Below are 22,654 nucleotides of genomic sequence, written 5' to 3'. Positions count from 1 at the left end.
CTTGAAAAGAGAGCGTCAGGGGCCCGGCATTTCCTCCGTACGGGAGTCACGCCCACACCCGGACGAGTAGCCTGACGAACGGAAGACGAACAAAAGCAGTCTCGCCGTCCTTCGTAACGCCTCGCTCTGCGCTGCGCCCGTCTGTGCTGCTACCGGACCGCCTCGCTCTTCGCGGCCACCGGATCAGCGATCTGCCTTTTCCGTGGCTTTACTGGACCTGTCATGCGCGCACATCCTGGACCAGGCTGTCGGATAAGTGACTGCTGATCTCACTGGCTCTCGGCGGCTCTCGGCGGCACGCTCGCCATTTCCTTCCTTCCGCGACGGAAACTCTCGTCGGCGGTCCGGGACGCCAGAATGCAGGCGACCTTCGCCGCCGTCGCGCTCTACCGCGACCAGGGGCAGCGGCGATTCCGGCCGGGCGCCCGCACGGCGGGCACACGGTGCGCCGGACGAGGCTGGTGCAACACTTTCGGCGGAGGAGTACCGCGGGCCATGGGCACGCCTGATCCGCTGACGGCGGCGGGGCGGCGGTTTCTCCGGCCGCTTTTCGGTATGGCCCTGACGCGCAGTCAACAATGGCGGGGCCAGGGCGGCGTGTGTCGTATCGGCGCTCGTCCGGACGGCTACTTTCCCCGGGGCGGAGATGGCGTCCGTAATTCGGTCTGACCTGCAAGTATGCGGTCAGTGGGACCCTGCGGATATCCGGGGTACTCCATTCAGTGGGTTTCAGCGGGACGTCACCCGTTTGCCGCTTTTGACAGCTTGGCACTTCCTGTGAGGCTGGAAGGACTCATGGTGACCGTCCCCGCCATTCAGGAGAGAACGTCATGATTCTGTCCGTCTCCGCCGCCGTACTGCTCGGTGTCGTCGTTTTCCTGTTCTTCCGCAAGGACGGGCTGAAGGTGTCCCACGCTCTGGTCTGCGCGCTCTTCGGGTTCTATCTCGCGGGTACCGCGATCGCCCCCAGCATCAAGGCCGGGGGCGCGAGCCTGGCGAGCCTGCTGGGCGGCATCAAACTCTGAGCGGCCCGCGTCCCGTCTTGGTCTCACGCCCCGGCCCCGCGCCCCGACCCACGTTGTGATCCCACGTCCTGGCTCCGCGCCCCGATCCCACGTCCTGACCGCTTGCCCGACGCGCTTCCCGCGCCGCCCGCCCCGGGCGCCCTCGCCTCCGCGTGAGTCCCCCGCGCCACGCGAGCCGCGCTCCCCGCGGACCCGGCGCCGTCCGGAGCGCCGCACAGTACCGACAACAGGAGAAGATGTGGTCCGGCGATCTTGGCACCGCGTCCTGAGCGGCGGCGGCAGTGTGCCGCTCGCCCGCGGCCGTGAGCTGGCGCGTACCGCCGTCTACAGCGTCACCGACGTCTTCCACCCGCTGGTCACCATCGGCCGCGGTCTGCGCCGGCTGGTCACGGCCGGCCGGCTGCGCTGGGCGGCGTTGCCCAAGGAACGCCGTGGCCCGGTGCTGTTCGGCGCGGCCGGCGCGCTGCTGGTCATCGTGCTGGTGCCGTACGGGCCGCTGCTCTCGCTGGTCGCGGTGATGGGTGTGGCGGGCTGGGCGGGGCGGGAGCGGGTGCCGGTCCGGACCGGGCCGGGCGAGGAGGCGGCCGGGCGGCTCCAGGCGCTCTACGAGGCGCTGGTGCCGTACTTCTGCGCCGAGGCCGATCCGCGTCCGCTGTACTCCCACGACGGGGACTGGGAGCGGGCCTTCGAGGAGTACGGGTTCGACGAGGACGGCCGGATCGCGCGGCTGGGGCTGCGGTACCCGGCGTACTTCACGGACGGGGAGGCCGAGCACCGTTCCCGTATCGAACAGATCCTGCACGCCAAGTCGGGGCGCGGCCGGGAGTACCACTTCGCCTGGGACGAAGAGGCGAACCGGCTGGTGATGACCGTGCTCGCGGCGCTGCCGACCGACATCGCGGCGCAGCGGTTCGTCACGGCACCGGGCGAGACCGTCCTGGGGTTCACCGACCCGGGGGCCGTACCGCGCACGCTTCCGGTGGTGGACGCGAGCGGGGAGGGCCGGGAGACGCGGGACGTGCCGCCGGTGGTGTGGCGGACCGGGCCACGGTCCACCGAGCCGCATCTGCTGGCGCTGGGCGCCCCGGGTCGGGACTCACGACGCTGCTGCGGTCGGTCACGCTCCAGGCGCTGCACCACGGGGACGTGCTGGTGATCGACGGGAGCGGCACCGGGGAGTTCGCGTGTCTGAGCGGGCGGGCCGGGGTGATGGGGGTGGAGAGCGGGCTGTCGGGGGCGCTGGCCACGCTGGAGTGGGCGGCGCACGAGACCGAGCGCCGGCTGATCACCGCCAACCGCTCGCGGCAGGCGGGACGGCCTGCTCCGCAGGACACCCGGAGGCCGTTGTGGATCATCGTGGACCGCCCTTCCGCGCTGGCTCATCTGGCGGCGGCCGAAGGACGGGACGATCCACAGCGGCTCCTCCAGGTCCCGCTGCGGCACGGACGGGCGGCACATGTGACGGTGGCGGTCGCCGACCAGTTCGAGAGTGCGGAGCTGCTCACGGAGCCCGTACGGACCCACACCCGGGCCCGGGTGGTGCTGGGCCCGGCCACGGCGGAGGAGGTGGCGGCGGTGCTCGGGGCGCCCCCGCACACCACACCGACGGCTCAGGTGCCGCCCGGGCGCGGCTACGCCCGGCTCGGCTCCGGTCCGGTGCACCGGCTCCAGGTGCCGGCCACGCCCGACCCCTTCGACGACGCCACCAGCGAGACCCACCGGCAGGCCGTGCTGGCGCTGCTTCCGGAACCTACGGTCCCGATGGAGTCCGCCGAGCCCTCGGCGCCGACGGGGGCGGCACAGGCACCGGGAGAACCGGAAGTCCCGGCAGGACCGGAGGCGCCGCAAGGACCGGGAACGCCGGGAGAGCCGGAGGCCCTGGAACTGCAGGTCCTGGAACCCGAACCCCTGGAACCGCAGTTCCTGGAGGAGCCCCTGGAACCGGCCGCGGCCGACGCCGCCCCGGCGGGGGCGGACAGCGCGCGCGGCGAGGGCTGAGCGCAGCCGCCGGGGCCGGGACCGGGCCCCCGTAGCCTCAGGCCACTACGGACCGCAGCGTCTCGGTCTCCAGGGACGCACCGGTCGCCACCAGACGCGCCGCCCCGGCCAGCCGTACCGCGGCCTCATCCGCGACGGCGCCGCTGACGGTGAACGGCAGGCGTACGAAGCCCTCGAAGGCGCCGTCGACACCGAACCGGGGCCCCGAGGGCACCCGTACCCCCAGCCGCTCCCCCGCCTCGGCGATCCGCGACCCCGAGAGGCCGCCGGTGCGTGCCCACAGGGTGAGACCGCCGCTGGGGACGGAGAACTCCCAGTCGGGCAGGTGGCGCCGCACGGCGGCGACGATGGCGGCGCGGTTCTCCCTGGCCTGGTCGCGGCGGACCTCGACGGCTGCCTCCCACCCGCCGTTGCGCAGCAGGGAGGCGATGGCGAGCTGTTCCAGGACCGGGGAGCCGAGGTCGGCGTAGGCACGGGCGGCGACCAGGCTGCGGATGACGTCGGGGGCGGCGCGTACCCAGCCGATGCGCATCCCGGCCCAGAACGCCTTGCTGGCGGAGCCGACGGTGATCACGGAGCTGCCCGCCGGGTCGAAGGCGCTGACCGGGCACGGCGGCGTCACCTCCGGGTCCAGACACAGCTCGGTCATCGTCTCGTCCACGACCAGGGTGGTGCCGGCGGCGCGGGCCGCGTCGACCATCCGGCGGCGCTGCTCCTCGGTGGCGAGCGTACCGGTGGGGTTGTGGAAGTCGGCGACGACGTACGCCATGCGGGGCGCGGCGTCCCGCAGGACTTGGCGCCAGGCGGGATGTCCCAGCCCCCGAGCCGTTCGGCGAGGGCGACCGGCACCAGACGGGCGCCGGCGTCCCGCATGAGCTGGAGGATGTTGGCGTAGGACGGGGAGTCGACCGCCACCCGCTCCCCGGGGCGGGTGATCAGCCGGCAGATGGCGGCCACGGCGCCCATGGCACCGGTGGTGACCATGATCTGTTCGGGCATCGTGGGGATGCCGCGGGCGGTGTAGCGGTCGGCGAGCGCCTGGCGCAGTACGGGCAGGCCGGCCGGGTAGTCCCCGTGGGTGTGGGCGTAGACCGGCAGGTCCTCCATGGCTCCCTGCACGGCGCGGGTCAGCCACGGCTCGGGGGCGGGCAGGGCCGCGCACCCGAGGTCGATCATGGAACCTGCGGCCTCCGGAGGCAGCGGTTCCAGGCCGCGGGTGGGCAGCGGGTTGCCCGCGGGGACGGCGGTCCAGCTTCCCGATCCACGGCGGGACTCCAAGAACCCCTCGGCCCGCAGGGCCTCGTAGGCGGCGGCGACCGTCGTACGGCTGACGGAGAGGGCGGCGGCGAGTTCACGCTCGGCGGGGAGCCGGGCGGCGACGGGCACCCGCCCCTCCAGCACCAGGAGCCGTACGCCGTCCGCCAGGCTCCGGTAGGCCGGGATACGGCGCCCGCCCAACTGGACCGCCGCGTCCCGGGCGTCCTGCGACCGGAGCAGCCGGGCGAGTTGCGCGGCACCCACCGCTGAAGTCCACTGCGTCATATCGAGCGGTCCACCTTCCTCGAATTGGCCATGGATCTTGTCTGCCGATCAGCCACAGGGTGTCATGCATCAGTCCAATCCTGCCAGGAGGGGGAAGGTTTTGTCCGCCATGAGGGGATCTCGTACGCGATCCGGGGCCGCACCGAAGGGGAGGCCCGCATCCGCCCGGCGGCTCCCCCGGCGGCTCGTCCAGCTCTACACCGGACTGGTCCTGTACGGCATCAGCATGGGCCTCCAGTTGCGCGCGGGGCTGGGCCTTGAGCCGTGGAGCGTGCTCAACCAGGGCATCGCACGGCATACGGGGCTGACCATCGGCACGGTGACGATCGTGTCGGGGGCGCTGATCCTGCTGCTGTGGATCCCGCTGCGGCAGCGTCCGGGGCTGGGCACGGTCTCCAACGTGGTGCTGCTGGGTCTGGTGATGGACGCGACGCTGGCCCTGGTCCCGGACCTGTCCGCCCTACAGGTGCGTATCCCGCTGCTGCTCGGCGCCATCACGCTCAACGGCATGGCGACCGGCCTCTACATCTCCGCGCGCTTCGGCCCCGGGCCGCGGGACGGCCTGATGACCGGACTGCACATCCGTACGGGAAAGCCGGTGCGCCTGGTGCGGACGTGCCTGGAGGTGACGGTGCTTGCGGTGGGCTTCCTGCTGGGCGGCTCGGTGGGGCCGGCACCGTGCTCTACGCGCTGGCGATCGGACCGCTCGCCCAGTTCTCCCTGCGGTTCTTCGCGATCAAGGGTCTGGCCGATCAGCACTCGCCCGTGGTGGCCCGGGGCCAGGGGCGGTCCGGACGCGCGATACTGCACAAGTGATCACCGTACGCCACCCCTACCTCGACCACCCGGCGCCGCTGGCCTTCGCCCACCGGGGCGGAGCGGCGGACGGCCTGGAGAACACCGCCACCGCCTTCCGCCGGGCGGTGGCGGCCGGCTACCGCTACCTGGAGACCGACGTGCACGCCACCTCGGACGGGAAGCTGGTCGCCTTCCACGACGCGACGCTGGACCGGGTCACCGATGCCCGCGGCGCGATCGGCGCCCTCCCGTGGCGGTCGGTACGCCGGGCGCGGGTGGCCGGCCGGGAGCCCCTGCCGCTCTTGGAGGAGCTGCTGGAGGAGTTCCCACAGGCGCACTGGAACGTGGACGTCAAGGCGGAGGCGGCCCTGGAGCCGCTGCTCGCCCTGCTGCGCCGTGCGGGCGCCTGGGACCGGGTGTGCGTCGGCTCGTTCTCCGAGGCCCGGGCGGCCCGTGCCCGGCGGCTGGCCGGTGTCCGCCTGGCGACGTCGCTGGGCGTCCGCGGGGTGGCCGGTCTGCGGCTGCGCTCGTACGGCCGGGGGCGGCTGCCGCTGGACCGGCTGCTGGGCGCGGCGGTGCGGCGGGACGCGGTGTGCGTACAGGTGCCGGCCCGGCAGTCCGGGGTGCGCGTGGTGGACCCGCTGTTCCTGCGGGCGGCGCACGCCCATGGCCTTCAGGTGCACGTCTGGACGGTCAACGACGCCCGGCAGATGGAGTCGCTGCTCGATCTCGGCGTGGACGGGATCATGACGGACCGCATCGAGACACTGCGGACGGTACTGGCCGGGCGGGGAGCCTGGGTCCCCGCATAAGCCGCCCGCCCGCGGAGGCGTCCGACGGGCCGTACGGGGGGCGGATTTAGGTGTGGGGGCAGGGGCCGGTAGTGTACGCCTTTGGCTCACCAGGCGGACCGTTACTGCGCGCTGAACTAGCGAAGGCGTTAGGTGACATCTGTTGCCAGATGTGACAAACCGGGCGCTGGTGGGTACAACAAGGGGCGGCACGAAGGAAGGCAGCGGCGCGCAGCGCCTCCAATACGGGCGGTGGTGGGCGACGGGTGGGCGCATGTCCCGACAACGGGAATCTTCACCGCCGACCGGACGTTGACCGGATGACGACGACAGCGACACCTGTCCTGTGGGCGACAAGCCCGGGAGGCACGATTCATGAGTGAGCGAGCTCTTCGCGGCACGCGACTTGTGGTGACCAGCTACGAGACCGACCGCGGCATCGACCTGGCCCCGCGCCAGGCGGTGGAGTACGCATGCCAGAACGGACATCGATTCGAGATGCCGTTCTCGGTAGAGGCCGAGATTCCGCCGGAGTGGGAGTGCAAGGTATGTGGTGCACAAGCGCTTCTGGTGGATGGCGATGGCCCTGAGGAAAAGAAGGGCAAGCCCGCGCGTACGCACTGGGACATGCTCATGGAGCGGCGCACCCGCGAGGAGCTGGAGGAGGTGCTGGCCGAGAGGCTGGCCGTCCTGCGCTCCGGCACCATGAACATTGCCGTGCATCCGCGCGACAGCAACCGCAAGTCCGCCTGACGGTCGCCCGTCCGACGAACGGGCGATCCCGGTAACGGCAAGACGAGGGCCGGGGCCACTGTTCCGCAGTGGCCCCGGCCCTTGTCGTGTCCTCTCCCGGCCCCGGCCGCAGTCCTCGTCGGGGTGCGCCCGCAGCGCCGGCCGTGTCCTCTTCCCGGCCGCCCTCTTGGTGCGCGGCCCGTGGTTCAGCGCGGCAGCGGCGGGTCCTGACGGTGCGGGCGCGGCGGCTCGTCATGGCGTATGACCTCGCCCTGGACGACCTTTCCGTCCGGCCGGTGCATCCTGGCCTGCTGGAAGGCGTCACCGAGCGTCCCGGGGCGTAGGAGGCCCGCCGGGTCAGCAGCCGCTCGGCGCGGCGGTGGATCAGCGCACGGGTGGGCGGGAACAGACACAGCAGCCCGGCCACGTCCGTGATCAGCCCAGGGAAGATCAGCAGCAGCCCGCCGAGCATCGGCAGCGTGTTGCCGCCGCCCGCGGACGGGCGCTCCCCGGCCGCGCCCGCGCCGGTTCCGCCGCCGGCCTGCAGGGTCTCCGTCAGCCCCTTCCAGGCCCGGCGGCCGGCCCGCTTGATCACGTACGAGCCGACGAGCACGCCCGCGAGCAGCAGCAGGAAGACGGCGAGTCCGCCCGCGGCCCCGGCGAGGACCGTCAGCAGCCAGATCTCCAGCACCAGCCACGCGGCGATGCCCAGCGGCACGAACCGGCGGGCGCGCGAGCGCGCGGGAGGACGGGAACCGGGCGGTGGCGTGGCGTCGAACGTCATGCCTCAAGTGTGCCTGGCACAGCCGCCGTCTCCCCGACGCGGGGTGCCCCTTCGTTCCATGGTCATCTTCCGGTCGGCAGCACGCATGGCGCCGGTCCGCCCGGGCACCCGTACCCCGGCACGGCTTTCACCCACCCTCAAGGAGGACCGCCGCGATGGACCGACGCTCCGAGACGCCCGAGCAGGACGGCACGGGCATTTCCCGCGACATGCCCGACCAGCAGGTCGGCGGGCCCGAGGCGGCGCCGGACCCGTGGGAGGGAACCCGCCCGGACACCGGCGAGGAGGACGAGCAGAACGCGGACGTCCCCGACACCGACGTGTCCGGCACCGGCCGGCGCGGTGCCGTCCACCGGCCCGGCGTGCACCCGGACCACCCGACCCCGGACGAGCCCGCCGACTGACCCACCACCAAAAACCCGTGGCCGGGCCCGGCCGGGGCAGCGTTCGTGCGCCCCGGCCGGGTCCGGCCATCACTTCCCGCCCATCACTTCCCGGCCATCGTTCCCTGCTCGTCGCTCTCCGGCCGTCGCCCTCCCCCGCGGCGTCAGCGGCCCCGCAGCTTGTCCACCCGCGAGCCCAGGCCCCAGGCGGTGACCCGCCACAGCGCCTCGGCGATGATGTCCTTGCTCATCTTGCTGTCGCCCAGCTCGCGGTCGACGAAGGTGATGGGGACCTCCACCACGTGGTAGCCGCTCTTGACGGCGCGGCGGGCCAGGTCGACCTGGAAGCAGTAGCCCTGCGAGGCGACCTCGTCCAGGCCCAGGCCCTCCAGGGTCTCCCGGCGGAAGGCCCGGTAGCCGCCGGTGACGTCACGGATGGGTACGTCCAGCAGGGCCCGGCAGTACGTGCTGCCGCCACGGGAGATGAACTCGCGGTGCTTGGGCCAGTTCACCACCCGGCCGCCGGGGACCCAGCGCGATCCCAGGACGAGGTCGGCGCCCTTGAGGGCGGTCAGCAGCCGGGGCAGTTCCTCGGGCCGGTGGGAGCCGTCGGCGTCCATCTCCACCAGGACACCGAAGCCGTGCTCCATGCCCCACCTGAAGCCCGCCAGGTAGGCGGCGCCCAGCCCTTCCTTGCCCTTGCGGTGCAGCACCTGGACCTGGTCGTCCGCCGCCGCCAGCTCGTCGGCGATCTTTCCGGTGCCGTCCGGGCTGTTGTCGTCCGCGACCAGGATGTGCGCCTCGGGGACGGCGGACCGCACCCGGGAGACGATCGGCTTGATGTTCTCCGCCTCGTTGTAGGTCGGGATGATCACCAAGATGGTGCCGAGCGGACCGTACTGCCGCTGACCGCCGTCTGTCACTGCTGCCTCTTCTCGTCCTTCGTACGCCCACGCCTGCCGATCACAGTCGCGGCGACGCAGGACACAAGGGCCACGATAGCGATCGCCCACTCGGGAGCCGCACCGACGCGGTCGGCGACGGTCTTTTCGTCGCGCAGCGGAAGGCGCGCGCTCAGCACTCCCTGGGTGAACTCCGGGATCTGCCGGGTGACCGTGCCGTCGGGCGCGACGACGGCACTGATGCCGCTGGTGGCGGCGGTGACCACGGCCCGGCCGTGTTCGACCGCGCGCAGCTTGGACATCGCAAGCTGCTGCTCGGGCTGTCCGGTGCGTCCGTAGGTGGCGTTGTTGGTCTGGACGACCAGGGCGCGGGCGCCGGCGTTCGCCGTGTCGCGGACGATCTCGTCGTAGGCGATCTCGAAGCAGATGACGTCGCCGAGCCGGGCCGGGCCGACCTTCAGCACGCCGGTGTGGTCGCCGGGGTAGAAGTTGCGGGGCACCCGCTTGAAGCGTGTGATGATCTTGCTGAGCTGTTCCCGGAAGGGCACGTACTCGCCGAAGGGAACCGGATGCTGCTTGGTGTAGGAGGCGCCGGGGCCCTTCACGGGGTCCCATACGATGCCCTGGTTGAAGACGTAGCCCTGCTTCTCGGGGTGGTCGACCAGCGCGCCGACCAGTACGGGGACGCCGATCGCCTGTACGGCCGCGGTGATCCGGTCGTATGCCTGCGGGTAGCGGTACGGGTCCAGGTCGGAGGCGTTCTCCGGCCAGATGACCAGGTCGGGCTTGCGGACCCGGCCGGCCTTGACGTCGGCGGCCAGCTTCTCGGTGGCCGCGGCGTGGTTGTCCAGGATCATCATCGGGCGGCCCAGGAAGTCCATGCCGGGCTTTTGGACGTTGCCCTGGACGACGGCGATGTCGACCGTGTCGGCGGCCTTGGTGGGCAGCGGCACCGCCAGGCCGCAGAGGGTCAGGGCGGCGGCCAGCCCGAGGGCCTCGACGGCCGGCAGGGCCCGGCTCAGCGAGCGGCCCGGGGCGCGCAGCTTCCACAGCGCGACGGCGGAGGACGCCAGGAGCGTACCGCTCAGGGCGACGGCGAAGGTCACCAAAGGCGCACCGCCGAGCGAGGCCAGCGGCGTGAAGGGCGAGCCGGTGTTGGCGAAGGCCAGCCGGCCCCACGGGAAGCCGCCGAAGGGCACCCGGTCACGGGCCCACTCCTCGGCGATCCACAGGCAGGCCGCCCACAGCGGCCAGAGCCTCAGACGGGAGGTGACGGCCAGTCCCGCGCCCAGGAAGGCCATATAGAGGGCCTGGATGAGGGAGAGGCCGAGGACCGCGTCCCAGCCGACGACGTGCAGCCACTTCAGCAGGAGGAAGAAGAAGGGCAGGCCGAAGGCGAAGCCGGTCCAGGCGCCCTGGCGGCCGGTGCGGCCCCGGGTCAGCAGGCTGAGCGCGGCGACGGCCAGGACGGACAGCGGCCACAGGTCGTACGGCGGGAAGGCCAGCGCCATCCCGAGGCCGGTGAGCGCGGCCAGGGCGGTACGCGGCGCCTCGCGGCGGCTCAGGGCGGCCAGGCGCCGGAGGCGGCCGGGACGGGCGGGCGGGCCGGCTGCCTCGGGGGCCGGGAGGTCCGCTCGGGGATCTGTTCGGAGGTGCCGGCCTGCTCGGCGGCGCTGGGCGGCTCGGAACCGCCGGACCCGGACGGAGCGGTTCCGGACGGAGCGGTTCCGGCGTCACCGGGGACGACGCCGGTCGCGGTGTCGTCGTCCGGTGGTACGGCCGTACCGGCGGGGGCGGGAGCGACGCCCGTGGCGCCGCCGACGGCGCGGGCCGGTACGTCGTCTTCGTGGGGAGCGGGGCCCGATGGCACGGTCGCGGCCTTCCTGAAGGTCGTGCGGTGATGACACAGGCTCTGAGCCGGTGGCTGAGCAGACCGTACCTCGGTGCGGCACGGTGGCGGACCGCGGGTGCGCGAGGACATCAGACGCCAGGACGTCAGCACGAGGACGTCAGGCACCAGGACATCAGCACGAGGACATCGGCGTCAGGTCATCGGCGCGAAGACGCGAGGACACGAAGAAGGGGACGCGAGGGGGTGAGCGTGCGCAGGGGGCGGGGCGGCTCGGGGCGGCGCGGCCGGCCGCGCGGTGCGGATCGGGGCCCGGCGCCCTTCGGGCCGACCTGGCGCCCGCTGGCTGCGGGTCGACCGAAAGCCGTTGTCTACTGAGCTACCGGGCCCCACCCGGGTCGCACCTTCCCCCAGGCTCTCAAGGAGCAGGGAGGGACCCCCGTCCCGGCTGAAACCTTTCCGTGGTCCCGTACCGCAGGTGCTGGACCTGGCTCCCAGTGACGGCGCGCGGTGAGGCGTGCCGTCCCATGGCCCAGCAGCGTTCGACGACTGCGCGGAAGTCTCCCGATCGGACGTCCTGTGGTGGACTCGGCCGAACCTACCGGCCGTCGACCGCCTGCTGTCAACAGTTGCCCCACCTGCGTGGTTTTCGCGTCGCGCCAGGTCAGCGCGGAGTCTCGCAGGTGGGGCGAGTGGCCGTGGGCGCCTGCTTCCCCGGCAGGTGCCCGGCCGAAGTCACTCGTTCGGCCGCTCGTACACCGTGCGGCCCCCGACGACCGTGCGCAGGCACACGGGGAGGTCCTGGCCGGGGGTGAGGTCGGGGAGGCCGGGGGTACCGGAGCGGGGGTCGGTGGACCAGCGCTCGACCCGCTCGTCCGGGGCCTGGACGATCAGGTCGCCGGTGCGCCACACCGCGTAGTCGGCGGGCGCGCCGGGGACCAGTACGCCCGCGTCGTCACGGCCGACGGCGCGCCAGCCGCCCCGGGTGTGGGCGGTGAAGGCGGCCCGTGCGGAGATGCCGTGTTCGCGGGTGCGATGGAAAACCGCGGCGCGAATGGTGCCCCAGGGGTCGAGGGGGGTGACGGGGCTGTCGGAGCCGAGGGCGAGCGGGACACCGGCCCGCAGCAGGGCGGCGTAGGGGTTGAGGGTACGGGCCCGGCCGGCGCCCAGGCGCTGCGCGTACATGCCGCTGCCGCCGCCCCAGGCCGCGTCGAAGGCGGGCTGGACCGAGGCGGTCAGCGCGAACTCGGCGAAGGCGGCGATGGTGGCCTCGTCCAGCATCTCGGCGTGCTCGATACGGTGCCGGGCGGCGCGTACGCGGCCGAGGCCCACACGTTCGGCCGCGGCCCGTACGCCGTCGGTGACCGCGGTCAGCGCCGCGTCCCCGATGGCGTGGAAGCCGGCCTGGAGTCCGGCTTCGGTGCAGGCGGCGACGTGTGCGGCCACGGCGTCGGCGTCCAGGTGGGCGGTGCCGGTGTGGGCGGCGTCGGCGTAGGGGGCGTGGAGGTGGGCGGTGTGCGAGCCCAGGGAGCCGTCGGCGAAGAGGTCGCCGGCGGCGCCGACGGCGCCCAGCTCCCGGATACGGTCGGCGTCCTTTGCGTTCGTGATCAGTTCGGCCCAGTAGCCGACGACGCGCGGGCCGCTGCCTTCGGCGGCCCGGGCGAGGAGGGCGGTCAGGTCGTCCTCACTGGAGATCTCGGGGCCGGCGCACTCGTGGAGTGTGCCGATGCCCAGGGACACGGCGTGCGCCAGGGTTGCGGCCTGGGCCCCGGCGCGCTGGGCGGGGGTGACGGTGGCGTGCGCGGCGGCCCGTACGGCGTGGTGGGCGTCGCCCGTCAGCGGCGCGTCGGCGTGGAACCCTGCCAGCTCCCGGATGCCGGGGACGAGGTCGAGCAGGGCGGTGGTCACCACGGCGGAGTGCACGTCCACACGGGTGAGGTAGAGCGGCCGGCCGCCGGTGGCCTCGTCCAGCTCGGTCCGCAGGGGCGGGCGGCCTTCGGGCCAGCGTGCCGCGTCCCAGCCGTGGCCGAGCAGGACCTTGTCGGCGGGGCGGTCGTCGGCGTAGCGGCGGACCAGGTTCAGTGCCTCGGGGAGCGTACGGGCTCCGGAGAGGTCCAGCCCGGTGAGCGCCAGGCCGGTCGCGGTGGTGTGCACGTGCGCGTCGGTGAAGGCCGGGGTGACCAGCGCCCCGTCGAGGTGGACGATCTCATCGACGCCGTCGGCGAAGGAGTCGGCGGCCCCCTCCTCACCGACCCAGGCGACGCTGCCGCCCTCGGTCACCATGGCGGTGGCGAAGGGGTCGGCGGGGCTGTGCACCTCCCCACCGCGCAGCAGGACGGTACGGGGCCGGGCCGGTTCGGCGGTGCGCTCACTCATGACGGACAGTCTGACGCCTGTACGGAGGGGACCGGCGCGCGGGTCGTGCGCGCCCGGCGTACGTGCCCGGTGTACGGGGCCGGTCGCCCCCTGGGCGGGCCTCCCGTCCTCAAGGAGGGCCGGCCCCGGCGCGGACGCGCGGTCAGATGCGCGGCGGCCGGGCCTCGTACGGCGTGGAGAGCACGACGGTGGTACGGGTCGAGACCCCCGCCAGCGAGCGGATGCGGCTGAGCAGGTGCTCCAGCTCCAGGGGCGTGGCCACCCGCACCTTGAGGATGTAGTTCTCATCACCGGCGACGCTGTGGCACGCCTCCAGCTCGGGGACCTCGGCGAGGCGGTCGGCGATGTCGTCCGGGGCGCTGGGGTCGAAGGGTTTGACCGAGATGAACGCGGTGAGCGGCAGCCCGACGGCTTCCGGGTCCACGATGGCGGCATAGCCGCGGATGACACCGCGCTGCTCCAGGCGGCGCACGCGCTGGTGCACCGCCGAGGTGGACAGGCCGGTGGCCTTGCCCAGGTCGGTGTAGCTCATCCGCCCGTCCTTGACGAGCAGATCCACGATTTGTCGGTCCAACTCCTCCACGCGATCAACCTACTGTGCCCGGGCGCATATGCGCAGCGCGCGCCGGGCCGTGAGGCCGCTTGCGCCGTTCATGTGACGAATGCCACAGCAATGCCCTGGCATCCCACCGGCTGCCGCGATTATGCACGCGGCATGAAGGGAATTGCTCGTCTTGGCCGAGGCCGCCCGCCGTCAAGAAGCCGGCGGCCCGTTCGGCCCACCCGAGGGGATGAACACCATGCGACGCCTTAAGACGGAATCCACACCGGTCAAGACGGACAGGACGCAGTCCGCGCCGGAGAGCCACAGCGCCCGTGCGGGTGACGGCCTGAGCCCCGACGGCGAGGACGGTGCGTACGAGCCGCTCGACTCCCTGGAGAACTCCGGGGCCCCCGGAACCTTCGAGACGTCCGAGAACTTCGAGGCGTCCGGGGCTTATGAGACGTACGAGATCTACCGCGTCATCTGCCCGGACTGCGCGCAGCCGATCGCGATGCTGGCGGAGGAGGACACCCTCCCCGAGCACGCACTGTGCCCCTCGCCGTGGAACCCGTTCTGCCTGACGGTGTGCGAGGGCTCCGGGCGGGCGGTCGCCGACGCCTCCCCGGCGGACGACTCGACCGGGGTCCAGGAGCAGGACGCGGCGAGCTGACGCTGCGATGCTGCTGAGGGGCTGGACTGGCGCCGGCAGCCCTTCTCGCACGTGGGCGGGCCGGGAACCCGTCCGGTCCGGATGCCCGGGATACGCCGTCGCCCGTAGCCGTCGTCAGGGCGTCGCGCATCCGTCACCGGGCCGTCGCCCGTGGCCGTCATCAGCAGCCTCATCCAGGCACCCTCGGCAGCCGTCACCAGTTCACCAGTAGCGGTTCTCCATCATCGCTTCCAGTGCGGTCCGGTGCATGATCAGCGCGTCCGGGTCTTCCGGGACTGGTATCTCCCCGAAGTGGACCTGGCGGTAGGCCACCCGCAGCATCACGATCGCGTGCCGCAGCGCCGCGTAGAGGGTGTGGAAGTCCATGTCCCGTGGCGTGTGCCCGGTGAGCCGGGCGTAGCGCCGCTCGACGGCCGGGCGGCGCAGGAGGCCCGGCAGGCCGGGCAGGCCGGCATCTTCGGCGAGGTCCTGGAAGAAGCGGTGCAGGTAGATGAGCCAGCCGAGGTCGAGTTCGCGGGGACCCAGGGCCGCCATCTCCCAGTCCAGTACGGCCGCGGGCCGAAACCCGTCGTAGACGATGTTGCCGATACGGGCGTCTCCCCAGGTCAGAACCGTTTCGCCGGGATCGTCCGGCCAGATGGCCGCCAGATGGGCGAAGCCGCGCTCGATGAGCGGGGACCTGGGCAGACCCTGGACGACCCAGCGGTAATAGGCGCGTTGGGCCGCCATGTGCTCACGCAGCGGGTCACCGGCGCACGGTCCGGTACGTGCCCCCGTGCCCGGCCCCGGCCCGGTGCCCACCGGGGCCAGGAATCCCGCCTGTTCGACCGGGACCTGGTCGTGCAGCCGGGCCAGGACCGAGACGGTGGCCGCTTCCAGGTGCTCGCGTTCGGCGTCGGTGGCGTCGTACAGCCAGTTCCCCTCGTACGTATAGGGCATGACGTCCGGCGGCACCCGGCCGTCGATCCGCTCCATGACGAAGAACGGGGCGCCCAGGTACGCCGGGTCCTCCTCCAGCCACAGCACGCGCGGGACGGGCAGATCGGTGTGGTCGGCGACCAGGCGCAGGGTGCGGTGCTGACGCCCGATGTCGTAGGTGGGGAATACCGTGTAGGCGGACGGGTCGGCGGCCAGGCGCAGGGCACAGGAGCGGACGGGCGGACGGGGGTGGTCGATGTCGAAGAGGAGGGTCTCGCTGGACATCCCGTTGGAGGCGGGGACGGTCGGCGCCACAGCCTTGGCACCGGGCAGGCGGGTGGCCAGCCAGGCCGTCAGCCGGCGGGCGAGGTCGGCGGGGTCGCGGGTGGTCGTACGGGGCCGGGGCGCGGTGTTCATGACGGTACCTCGCCGTTCTCGCCGGCTGGTTCGGGGGCGGCCGGACCGGGCGCGGCTGGATCGGCACCGGCCGGGCCGGGCGCGGCCGGGTCGGCTGCGACGGGGCGGCCCGGGTCGTCGTAGCCCGTGAAGCCGCTGGGGTCGTGGCGGCCGAAGCTGCCGTGTTCGAAGATGCCGTGTCCGACGCGGTCGCCGAGGGTGAAGCGGGCGGCGTGATCGGTGACGCCGTACGCGGCCAGTGGGTACGCGGCGGGGTCGGACAGATCGTAGGTGCGGCGGTCCGTCCAGCCACGGCCGCGCCAGGTGCCGTGCTGCCAGTCCTCGGCCGGCGGGTATCCGGCGCCGACGGCCAGCGGGGAGGAGACCAGGATCTCGGCGGTCAGCTCCACGGGGGTGCGGGCGGACCGGCCCCGGGCCGGTCCGGGGACCGGCTCGGTGAGGTGGATGACGGCGCGCTCGGGCTGCCGGGTGCCGGGCCGGTAGGTGATGTCGGCGTGCGGCCAGCCGAGTTGGACGTCGCGGGCGCCGTTCCGTACGGACAGCGCCTCGTTGAGCGTGCGATGACCGTCCGCGTCCTCCTGTACGACGACCATGACGAAACGGTCCTCGAAGCGCACCGGGCACCAGATCCAGTGGAACCCTTCGGGGCGCGACTCCTGCTCGGCCCGTCCGCCCTCCTCCCCCGGGATGGGCCGTACCCCCCAACTGCGGTCCCGGGTACCGGTCCACTCCCCCGCCGTGACGGCCAGTTCCCGCCCGGCGGCCCGGATGACGCCGCTACAGCTCCCCGCCTGGACGAACCGGCGCCCCTCCAGGACGAGCCGGCCGCCGCGGTACTGGGTGTGATGGGGTTCCCATACGGCGGGAAAGGCCGCGTCCCATACGACATCGCACGAAAAGCCGTCGGGGTCCCGCGGATCGGGCGCGCAGCGCAGCCGCAGCCGCCGAAGCGGCTCCTCGACACCGATGGTGAGGGGACCGACGGCCAGCCTCATCCGGTCATCGCTCAGGGCGTCGGAGGCTCGTACGGCATGCAGGTGCGCGCCCAGCCGGAGAGTGGCATAGGCGTCGATCACACCGGTGTTGGGGTAGACGCCGAGGCCCACGATCAGCAGCGCACGGCCGGCGTGGTCCATGACGTGAAAGATGCAGCGGTCATAGGCGTTGCGGTCACCGGTGGCGACCTGCCGCATGGACAGCGGGACTTGGTGGACGGGGTATTCGTCGAGCGCGATCGGGCGGTCGGTCACGGGGGCCTCCTGGGCGCGCGGATCGTCCGGGACGCGACCGGGCTGCGCGCCCGGTGCACGGTCCCGGCGGCGAAGCTGACGGTACGTCAGGTGGCGCCCGCGCGACCACCCCCGGTACCGGCTCCCCGCCGCCCGCCAGGTCCTCCGCCCCGTACAGGGGGTACCTATAGGGGGTACGTACAGGGAGTACGTACAGAGGGTACGTACAGGGACCGGAAGAATCATGACGGCCGCCACGACCGGACGTGCCGGACTCACCCCGACAGGCTTCGACGACCCGCCGCATCCATGCCGGGCCCGGCACCCGCAGCGCGCACCCCGCGGGGACCGGCCGGCCGGGCCGCGCCCTGCCACCTGCCCTCACACCGGGACCGGCCGTGCCGAGACCGGCGCGGTGCGGATGACAGCATGAGCAGCCGAGCGACGGCACAAACCGAGCGACAGCCCGAACCGGGCGACGGCAAGGGCCGGGCGGCGGTGCGGCGCCTCCGTCAGCGGGTCTCGGGCCCGGCGAGGTGGCGGCCGATGACCATGCGCTGGATCTGGTTGGTGCCCTCGACGATCTGCAGCACCTTGGCCTCGCGCATGTAGCGCTCGGCGGGGAAGTCCAAGGTGTAGCCGTATCCGCCGAGGAGCTGGACGGCGTCGGTGGTGACATGCATCGCGGTGTCGGTGCAGAAGAGCTTGGCCATGGCCGCTTCCTTGGAGAAGGGAGCGCCGGCGTCGCGCAGCCGGGCGGCGGCGAGGTACAGGGCGCGGCCCGCCTCTATCTGGGTGGCCATGTCGGCCAGCAGGAAGCGCAGGCCCTGGAAGTCGGCGACGGGCCGGCCGAACTGCCGACGCGAGGCGGTGTAGGCCAGCGCCGTGTCCAGGGCGGCCTGGGCGACGCCGATGGCACAGGCGGCGATGCCCAGCCGTCCGGAGTCCAGTGCCGACAGGGCGATGCTGAAGCCCTGGCCCTCCTCGCCGATCCGGCGCGCGTCGGGAACCCGTACGCCGTCGAAGTGCAACTGGGCGGTGGGCGAGCCCTTCATGCCCATCTTGCGCTCGGGTGCCGCCGCGCTCAGACCCTCCGCGTCACCGGGGACGAGGAAGGCGGTGATGCCGCGGGCGCCCTCGCCGCCCGTACGGGCCAGGACGGTGTAGAAGTCGGCGATGCCGCCGTGGGTGATCCACGCCTTGGTGCCGTTGATGGTCCAACTGTCTCCGTCGCGGGTGGCGCGGGTGGTCAGCGACGCGGCGTCGGACCCGGAGGAGGGCTCGGAGAGGCAGTACGCGCCGAGGAGGCCGCCGCCGAGCATGGCGGGGAGGTGTTCGGCGCGCTGCTCCTTGGTGCCGTAACCGGCGAGCGCGTGGCAGGCGAGGGTGTGGACGCTCACGCCGAGGCCGACGGTGAGCCGGGCGGCGGCGAGCTCTTCCAGGACCTGGAGGTAGACCTCGTAGGGCTGCTCCCCGCCACCGAACTCCTCGGAGTACGGGAGGGACAGCAGGCCCGATTCCGAGAGGAGTTTGAAGGTGTCGCGGGGGAAATGCCCTGCTTCTTCCTGCTCGGCGGCTACGGGCGCGATTTCCCGCTCGGCGAGGTCGCGTACGAGCGACAACAGATCGCGGGCTTCTTCCGTGGGCAGCCTGCGGTCCACCGGCCGGGGGCCGTATTCGGTCATGGCGGCGCTCTCCTCCCTGTCGGGCGCTGCGGCAGCGTGCGCTGGGGGTAGGGCGCCGCCGCCGGTTTCCGTGATGCTCAGCCGATCATCTCCCGCCGGGTCGCGAAGGGCCATGACCTGCGGCTGTGGCGCTAGGAGTATGCCCGATCCGGGGCCTGACGTCACTGTTCGGCCACCGGTTCGATCATGATCGCGAGGGCTGCCGCCGAAGGAACACCGCGGCCGGAAAATTGGTCCGGACCATTGACCGAGCCGTCTGGACCTCTCACCTTCCGGCAACACTCAACGCGTTCATGCCAATTCAAGGGCACATTCCCCCGCTTCTTCCCTTCGGTCCCCTCGGAGGAGATGACATGCTCCCCGTCCTCCAAAGGCGCGCGTGGCGCCGCCTCCTGCCCACGACGACCTCGGTGCGTACGACGGCACTGGCCGGCGCGCTGCTCACCGGCCCGGCCGCCGCCTCCTCCCCCGGCCGGACGCCGGCCCCCGCCCCACCTCTTCCGGAGCGCCCGCGCCCGCCGCACCGGCTGCCGACTCCCTGCGCCCCGCGCCGTCGGCGGCGGGCGGCAAGGTGGTCGGCGACTTCACCAACTGGGGTGTGTACGGACGCAATTACCCTGTCAAGGCCATCTGGACCTCCGAATCGGCCGACCGGCTCACCCACATCAACTACGCGTTCGGCAACGGCCAGAGCGGCAGATGCACCATCGGTGACGCCTACGCCGACCACGACAAGGCGTACACCGCCGACCGGAGCGTCGACGGCAAGGCGGACACCTGGGACGCCGGCGCGCTGCGCGGCAACGTCAACCAACTGCGCAAGCCGGCCCCGCATTCACCGCCGACCTCCTACAACGGCATAACCAAGGCCGGTTCCGACACCACCTCCACGGTCAAGAAGCTGACGGGCGCGGGCATTCCACCCGGCAAGCTGCTGCTGGGCCTTGGCTTCTACGGGCGCGACCGGAAGGGCGTCACCCGGTCCACGCCGGGCGGTACGGCGAACGGCGCGGCACCGGACACGTACGAAACGGGCATCGAAGAGGCCATCCGGTAGCGGACGGGCCGGACGGCCCAGGACACGGGCCGCCGTCGTGATCACTCACGGCGGCGGCCCGCCCATGTCCCCCGGCGTTGCCCGTCGCCGGGTGCCCCTCGCGTCCCGGCCCGAGCCGGACGGGACGCCCCGGACCCTCTCGCACACACCGGTCCGGGCGGGGCATGGACGTGCGCCTACCCGCTGATGCCGCTTCACACCACCAAGGCAGGTCTTTCGCCCGGACGTCCGAAACCCGACCCCGGCCATCGAGCCCGGCCGTCGGCCCTCGGCCGCCGAGCCCTGCCCACGCCCGGATCGCCGGCGCCGGTGCGCGGCCACAGCCCCCGGCGCGCGGCCACAGCCCCGGGTACGCGGTCACAGCCCCGGGTACGGCGGCGCCGGACACCGCGGCTCGAACTCCTCGATCAGCCGCAGCGTATTACCCAGCCCGCGTACGAGCAGCGCAGCGACCGTCCCGCGCTCCAGCTCCCGCCGGGCGATCCAGTCGAGCGTGACGCCCTCGACGCTGGAGAGCCAGCCGATGAGCGCCGTACGGGCCAGCGGCGGCACGTCCGTACGGCTCCACGCGGCGTGCGCGATGGTGACCAGCAGCCGTTCGCGTACCTCGTCGCGGATGGCCATGACCTCCGCGTCGAAGCCCACCCCGCCCGTGACGATCGCCCGGTAGGCGGCCTGGTGGTGCTGGGCGTACCGCAGATAGCCGTCGATGGTGCGCTGCACGCGTTCGGCAGGTGGCAGATCATGGGTGCTGCCGGCGCGCTGCACCAGTTCGGCGACGGAGTCCTCGATGATGGCCAGGTAATACCCGCGCTTGTTCTTGAAGTAGTAGTAGATCAGGCCCTTGGCGACACCGGCCTGGCGGGCGATGTCGTCCATGGACAGCGCGTCGTAGGAGGTGTCGGCGAACAACTTCCGGCCGATGGCGATGAGTTCGCCGCGACGTGCCTGCGAGCGCGCGGAGGTGCGGGCGGCCGGCGGGACGAGCGGTCCGCGCTGTTGACTATTATTCAAAATCAGCCCTAGTCTCCAACTGCCACGGGTCTGGCGCAGTATGGCAGAGCCACGCCACCCGCGCCCTCACCCCGTAGCGGCTCGACACAGCACTTCCCTTGCGCGCTCGCACTCGTCCACGGCCGCGCGCTCGCGGCCGTTCCATCGCTGCCCCGGGGAGGAAACAGTGAGCAAGAAGAGCCGGCCGTTGCCGCAGGGCAGAACGGCGTGGAAGAAGACCGCGGTGGTGGCCCTTCCCGCGGTCCTGGCGGTCGCGGCGATGGCCTCGGTGATGGCCGAAGGCGCGCTGGCCGCCTCCTTCGCCGTATCGGGCACCCACTTCCAGGTCACCTCCGGCAAGCTGACCAGCCAGGGACTGGCCTCGTACGTCGAGACCGACCGTGACGCGGGCGGCAAGGGCCACCCGGTCTCGCTGCTCGGCTTGGGCAAGGCGGAACTGAGCGACATCTGCCAGGCCGCCGAGGTGGACACCCCGCTCGGCACAGTGGTCTTCAAGCTCACGGCGGGCGGCGACGCCGGTACGGTGACCGCCGACAACCTCGTCATCGACGCCGAGGACCTGGTGGGCGACGCCCGCTTCGGCACGGCCCAGATCGGCCGGGACGCCTCCACCCTCGACCAGGTGCCCGGCGTCAGGGGTGAGAAGGGCAAGTTCGGGCTCCAGGCCGGGAACGTCGAGGTCGCCGGCGTCAAGTCGCACGCCTGGTCGGCCACCGGCGGCAACTTCCGCCTCAAGGGGCTGCGGCTGAACGTGAGCCTCGGCGGCAAGAAGTGCTTCTGACCGCCGGGTGGCTGGATCGCGCGCTGCCCTGGCCTCGGCAGCGGGCGGCACTGCGCGGGTGGCGGCGGACCCGGCCGTTCTGGGCCGGGCTGCTGCTCGTACTGGGCGGCGCCGAGATGCTGCTCGTACCACTGTCCCCGCTGACGGTCCTGGTCAGCCTGGGGCTCGGCGGCCTGGCCGCGCTGGGCATCGGGCTGGCCCTGATCGTGGCCGGGCTGTTCCTGTGGTGGAAGCCGGCCGCGCACCACTACGTGAGCGTCAACGCGCTGATCCTGTCGGTGCTCTCCTTCGCGGCCACCAATCTGGGCGGCTTCCTGGTGGGCATGGGCCTGGGGATCGCGGGCGGCGCCATGGGGTTCGGCTGGACTCCCGTACGCGACGAGCAGAAAGCCGGAACCGGAAACGGGAGCGCGCACGAGAACGGAACCGGACACCGAACCGCCGAAGCCAGCCAAACGAACCCCCCTGGTAGCCCCGACAGCCCCACCGGCCCCACCGGCAGCAAATCCCTGGCCGTCGCACTGCCGGTCGTCCTCCTGGCAGCCGTCGGGACCCCGGCCGCGCCCGCGCAGGCGGCCGGCATCACCGCCGCGGCCGTCCCGCCGACGGTGACCACGGCGAGGTTCGCACCGCAGGGCTTCCTCCTGGCCGGCGTCACGGAGGTGCAGACCGCCCGTGGCCCGGTCAAGGCGATGGTGCTCCGGATGAAGGCCGCCTCCCTCACCGACTACCGGCTGCGGACCCGTGACGGCCAAGGCCCGCAGCTCGGCCTCGGCGCCAAGAACCTCAACCTCAGCGGCAATGTAACGCTGTACCTCACCAAGTTCAGCGGCTGTCTGCAAGGACTGATCTGCCTGACCTTCACCCCGGACACCCTGCCCGTGCCGCCGGTCGTCCCGCCGTTCGTCTACATGACGAACGTGAACGCCGAGCAGGCCCTGGTGACCTCCGACCTGATCGTCGCCGACGGGCTGACACTCAAAGCGGGAGAGCCGTGACCCCCGTCCCGGCCGCGCTTCCCCGGACGTACGGTTCCGGGCGCACGCAAGGGCGCACCTGATCGCCCCCTCCCCCACCCACATGACAGCGACGGGGCCTTTACGCCCCACGCCCGCAAGAGCACCATCGGCGTACGCACCCCGATCCGACGATGGGAAGA

Annotated in this window: 15 protein-coding genes and 6 pseudogenes; 10 read left to right on the top strand and 11 right to left on the bottom strand. The window is 72.5% G+C overall.

Annotated features, from left to right (window positions below):
• The first annotated feature begins 830 nt into the window (after positions 1-830).
• The gene (locus tag KGS77_RS33530) at positions 831-1,025 is read left to right on the top strand and encodes a hypothetical protein (RefSeq protein ID WP_242587063.1); all 195 of its coding nucleotides are present in this window, start codon (positions 831-833) and stop codon (positions 1,023-1,025) included.
• 238 nt (positions 1,026-1,263) lie between these two features.
• A pseudogene (locus tag KGS77_RS33525) lies at positions 1,264-3,023 on the top strand (hypothetical protein).
• A gap of 37 nt (positions 3,024-3,060) precedes the next feature.
• Here KGS77_RS33525 and KGS77_RS33520 read toward each other — a convergent pair.
• Positions 3,061-4,565: pseudogene (locus KGS77_RS33520) on the bottom strand (PLP-dependent aminotransferase family protein).
• Between the two features lie 109 nt (positions 4,566-4,674).
• On the opposite strand from KGS77_RS33520, the pseudogene KGS77_RS33515 reads away from it, so the two are divergent.
• From KGS77_RS33515 to KGS77_RS33505, 3 genes and pseudogenes are all read left to right on the top strand, one after another.
• Positions 4,675-5,381 (top strand): annotated as a pseudogene (locus KGS77_RS33515) (hypothetical protein).
• Positions 5,378-6,175 carry a glycerophosphodiester phosphodiesterase family protein gene (locus KGS77_RS33510; RefSeq protein WP_242587062.1) on the top strand — a complete coding sequence of 266 codons (798 nt, stop codon included), beginning with the start codon at positions 5,378-5,380 and terminating at the stop codon, positions 6,173-6,175. Before KGS77_RS33515 ends, KGS77_RS33510 begins: the two are co-directional and overlap by 4 nt.
• Positions 6,176-6,529: 354 nt before the next feature.
• Complete coding sequence (locus KGS77_RS33505; protein ID WP_242587061.1) at positions 6,530-6,907, top strand: RNA polymerase-binding protein RbpA; 378 nt, start codon at positions 6,530-6,532, stop codon at positions 6,905-6,907.
• Positions 6,908-7,092: 185 nt separating this feature from the next.
• Here KGS77_RS33505 and fxsA read toward each other — a convergent pair.
• Positions 7,093-7,670: pseudogene (gene fxsA, locus KGS77_RS33500) on the bottom strand (FxsA family membrane protein).
• 155 nt (positions 7,671-7,825) lie between these two features.
• On the opposite strand from fxsA, the gene KGS77_RS33495 reads away from it, so the two are divergent.
• Positions 7,826-8,074 carry a hypothetical protein gene (locus tag KGS77_RS33495; protein WP_242587060.1) on the top strand — a complete coding sequence of 83 codons (249 nt, stop codon included), beginning with the start codon at positions 7,826-7,828 and terminating at the stop codon, positions 8,072-8,074.
• Between the two features lie 143 nt (positions 8,075-8,217).
• Here the strand turns inward: KGS77_RS33495 and KGS77_RS33490 are convergent, their stop codons facing one another.
• The 5 genes from KGS77_RS33490 to KGS77_RS33470 form a co-directional block, all read right to left on the bottom strand.
• A complete protein-coding gene (locus tag KGS77_RS33490; protein ID WP_242587059.1) occupies positions 8,218-8,976 on the bottom strand; it encodes a polyprenol monophosphomannose synthase in 759 nt (252 codons plus the stop codon).
• On the bottom strand, positions 8,973-10,529 hold the full coding sequence (gene lnt, locus KGS77_RS33485; RefSeq protein ID WP_242587832.1) for an apolipoprotein N-acyltransferase: 1,557 nt from the start codon (positions 10,527-10,529) through the stop codon (positions 8,973-8,975). The genes KGS77_RS33490 and lnt overlap by 4 nt, the downstream gene beginning before the upstream one ends.
• Positions 10,517-10,825 (bottom strand): hypothetical protein, encoded by a 309-nt coding sequence (locus tag KGS77_RS33480; RefSeq protein ID WP_242587058.1) that lies wholly within the window; start codon positions 10,823-10,825, stop codon positions 10,517-10,519. The genes lnt and KGS77_RS33480 overlap by 13 nt, the downstream gene beginning before the upstream one ends.
• Before the next feature lie 714 nt (positions 10,826-11,539).
• Positions 11,540-13,180: an amidohydrolase gene (locus KGS77_RS33475; RefSeq protein ID WP_242587057.1), complete on the bottom strand. Its 1,641-nt coding sequence runs from the start codon at positions 13,178-13,180 to the stop codon at positions 11,540-11,542.
• A gap of 142 nt (positions 13,181-13,322) precedes the next feature.
• Entirely contained in the window at positions 13,323-13,763 is a 441-nt protein-coding gene (locus tag KGS77_RS33470) for an Lrp/AsnC family transcriptional regulator (RefSeq protein ID WP_242587056.1), read from the bottom strand.
• Positions 13,764-14,115: 352 nt separating this feature from the next.
• On the opposite strand from KGS77_RS33470, the pseudogene KGS77_RS33465 reads away from it, so the two are divergent.
• Positions 14,116-14,502 (top strand): annotated as a pseudogene (locus tag KGS77_RS33465) (hypothetical protein).
• Positions 14,503-14,595: 93 nt separating this feature from the next.
• Here KGS77_RS33465 and KGS77_RS33460 read toward each other — a convergent pair.
• The 3 genes from KGS77_RS33460 to KGS77_RS33450 all read right to left on the bottom strand — a co-directional run bounded on the left by KGS77_RS33460 (position 14,596) and on the right by KGS77_RS33450 (position 18,643).
• Positions 14,596-15,729 (bottom strand): phosphotransferase family protein, encoded by a 1,134-nt coding sequence (locus KGS77_RS33460; RefSeq protein ID WP_242587055.1) that lies wholly within the window; start codon positions 15,727-15,729, stop codon positions 14,596-14,598.
• The gene (locus KGS77_RS33455; protein WP_242587054.1) at positions 15,726-16,979 is read right to left on the bottom strand and encodes a hypothetical protein; all 1,254 of its coding nucleotides are present in this window, start codon (positions 16,977-16,979) and stop codon (positions 15,726-15,728) included. Before KGS77_RS33455 ends, KGS77_RS33460 begins: the two co-directional genes overlap by 4 nt.
• Positions 16,980-17,470: 491 nt before the next feature.
• On the bottom strand, positions 17,471-18,643 hold the full coding sequence (locus KGS77_RS33450) for an acyl-CoA dehydrogenase family protein (RefSeq protein ID WP_242587053.1): 1,173 nt from the start codon (positions 18,641-18,643) through the stop codon (positions 17,471-17,473).
• A gap of 353 nt (positions 18,644-18,996) precedes the next feature.
• Between KGS77_RS33450 and KGS77_RS33445 the strand changes: the two are divergent.
• Positions 18,997-19,688: pseudogene (locus tag KGS77_RS33445) on the top strand (hypothetical protein); the annotation flags it as partial.
• A gap of 369 nt (positions 19,689-20,057) precedes the next feature.
• On the opposite strand, the gene KGS77_RS33440 reads toward KGS77_RS33445, so the two are convergent.
• Entirely contained in the window at positions 20,058-20,714 is a 657-nt protein-coding gene (locus KGS77_RS33440) for a TetR/AcrR family transcriptional regulator (RefSeq protein WP_242587052.1), read from the bottom strand.
• A 223-nt stretch (positions 20,715-20,937) separates the two neighbouring features.
• Between KGS77_RS33440 and KGS77_RS33435 the strand changes: the two genes are divergently transcribed.
• Positions 20,938-21,495, top strand: a complete 558-nt coding sequence (locus tag KGS77_RS33435) for a DUF6230 family protein (protein WP_242587831.1) — start codon at positions 20,938-20,940, stop codon at positions 21,493-21,495.
• Positions 21,486-22,493: a DUF6114 domain-containing protein gene (locus KGS77_RS33430; protein ID WP_242587051.1), complete on the top strand. Its 1,008-nt coding sequence runs from the start codon at positions 21,486-21,488 to the stop codon at positions 22,491-22,493. The genes KGS77_RS33435 and KGS77_RS33430 overlap by 10 nt, the downstream gene beginning before the upstream one ends.
• The last annotated feature ends 161 nt before the right edge of the window (positions 22,494-22,654 follow it).

The sequence above is a fragment of the Streptomyces sp. MST-110588 genome, from assembly GCF_022695595.1.
In the GTDB taxonomy this organism is placed as follows: Bacteria; Actinomycetota; Actinomycetes; order Streptomycetales; family Streptomycetaceae; genus Streptomyces.
Note: the sequence above shows the minus strand (reverse complement) of the source record. Positions and strands in the feature narration are given on the sequence as shown.

What these genes read in the sequence shown, in the direction of transcription:
- KGS77_RS33450 (WP_242587053.1), bottom strand. Translation starts at nt 18,643, where the DNA reads ATGACCGAATACGGCCCCCGGCCGGTGGACCGCAGGCTGCCCACGGAA.
- KGS77_RS33530 (WP_242587063.1), top strand. Translation starts at nt 831, where the DNA reads ATGATTCTGTCCGTCTCCGCCGCCGTACTGCTCGGTGTCGTCGTTTTC.
- KGS77_RS33460 (WP_242587055.1), bottom strand. Translation starts at nt 15,729, where the DNA reads ATGAACACCGCGCCCCGGCCCCGTACGACCACCCGCGACCCCGCCGAC.
- KGS77_RS33505 (WP_242587061.1), top strand. Translation starts at nt 6,530, where the DNA reads ATGAGTGAGCGAGCTCTTCGCGGCACGCGACTTGTGGTGACCAGCTAC.
- KGS77_RS33475 (WP_242587057.1), bottom strand. Translation starts at nt 13,180, where the DNA reads ATGAGTGAGCGCACCGCCGAACCGGCCCGGCCCCGTACCGTCCTGCTG.
- KGS77_RS33495 (WP_242587060.1), top strand. Translation starts at nt 7,826, where the DNA reads ATGGACCGACGCTCCGAGACGCCCGAGCAGGACGGCACGGGCATTTCC.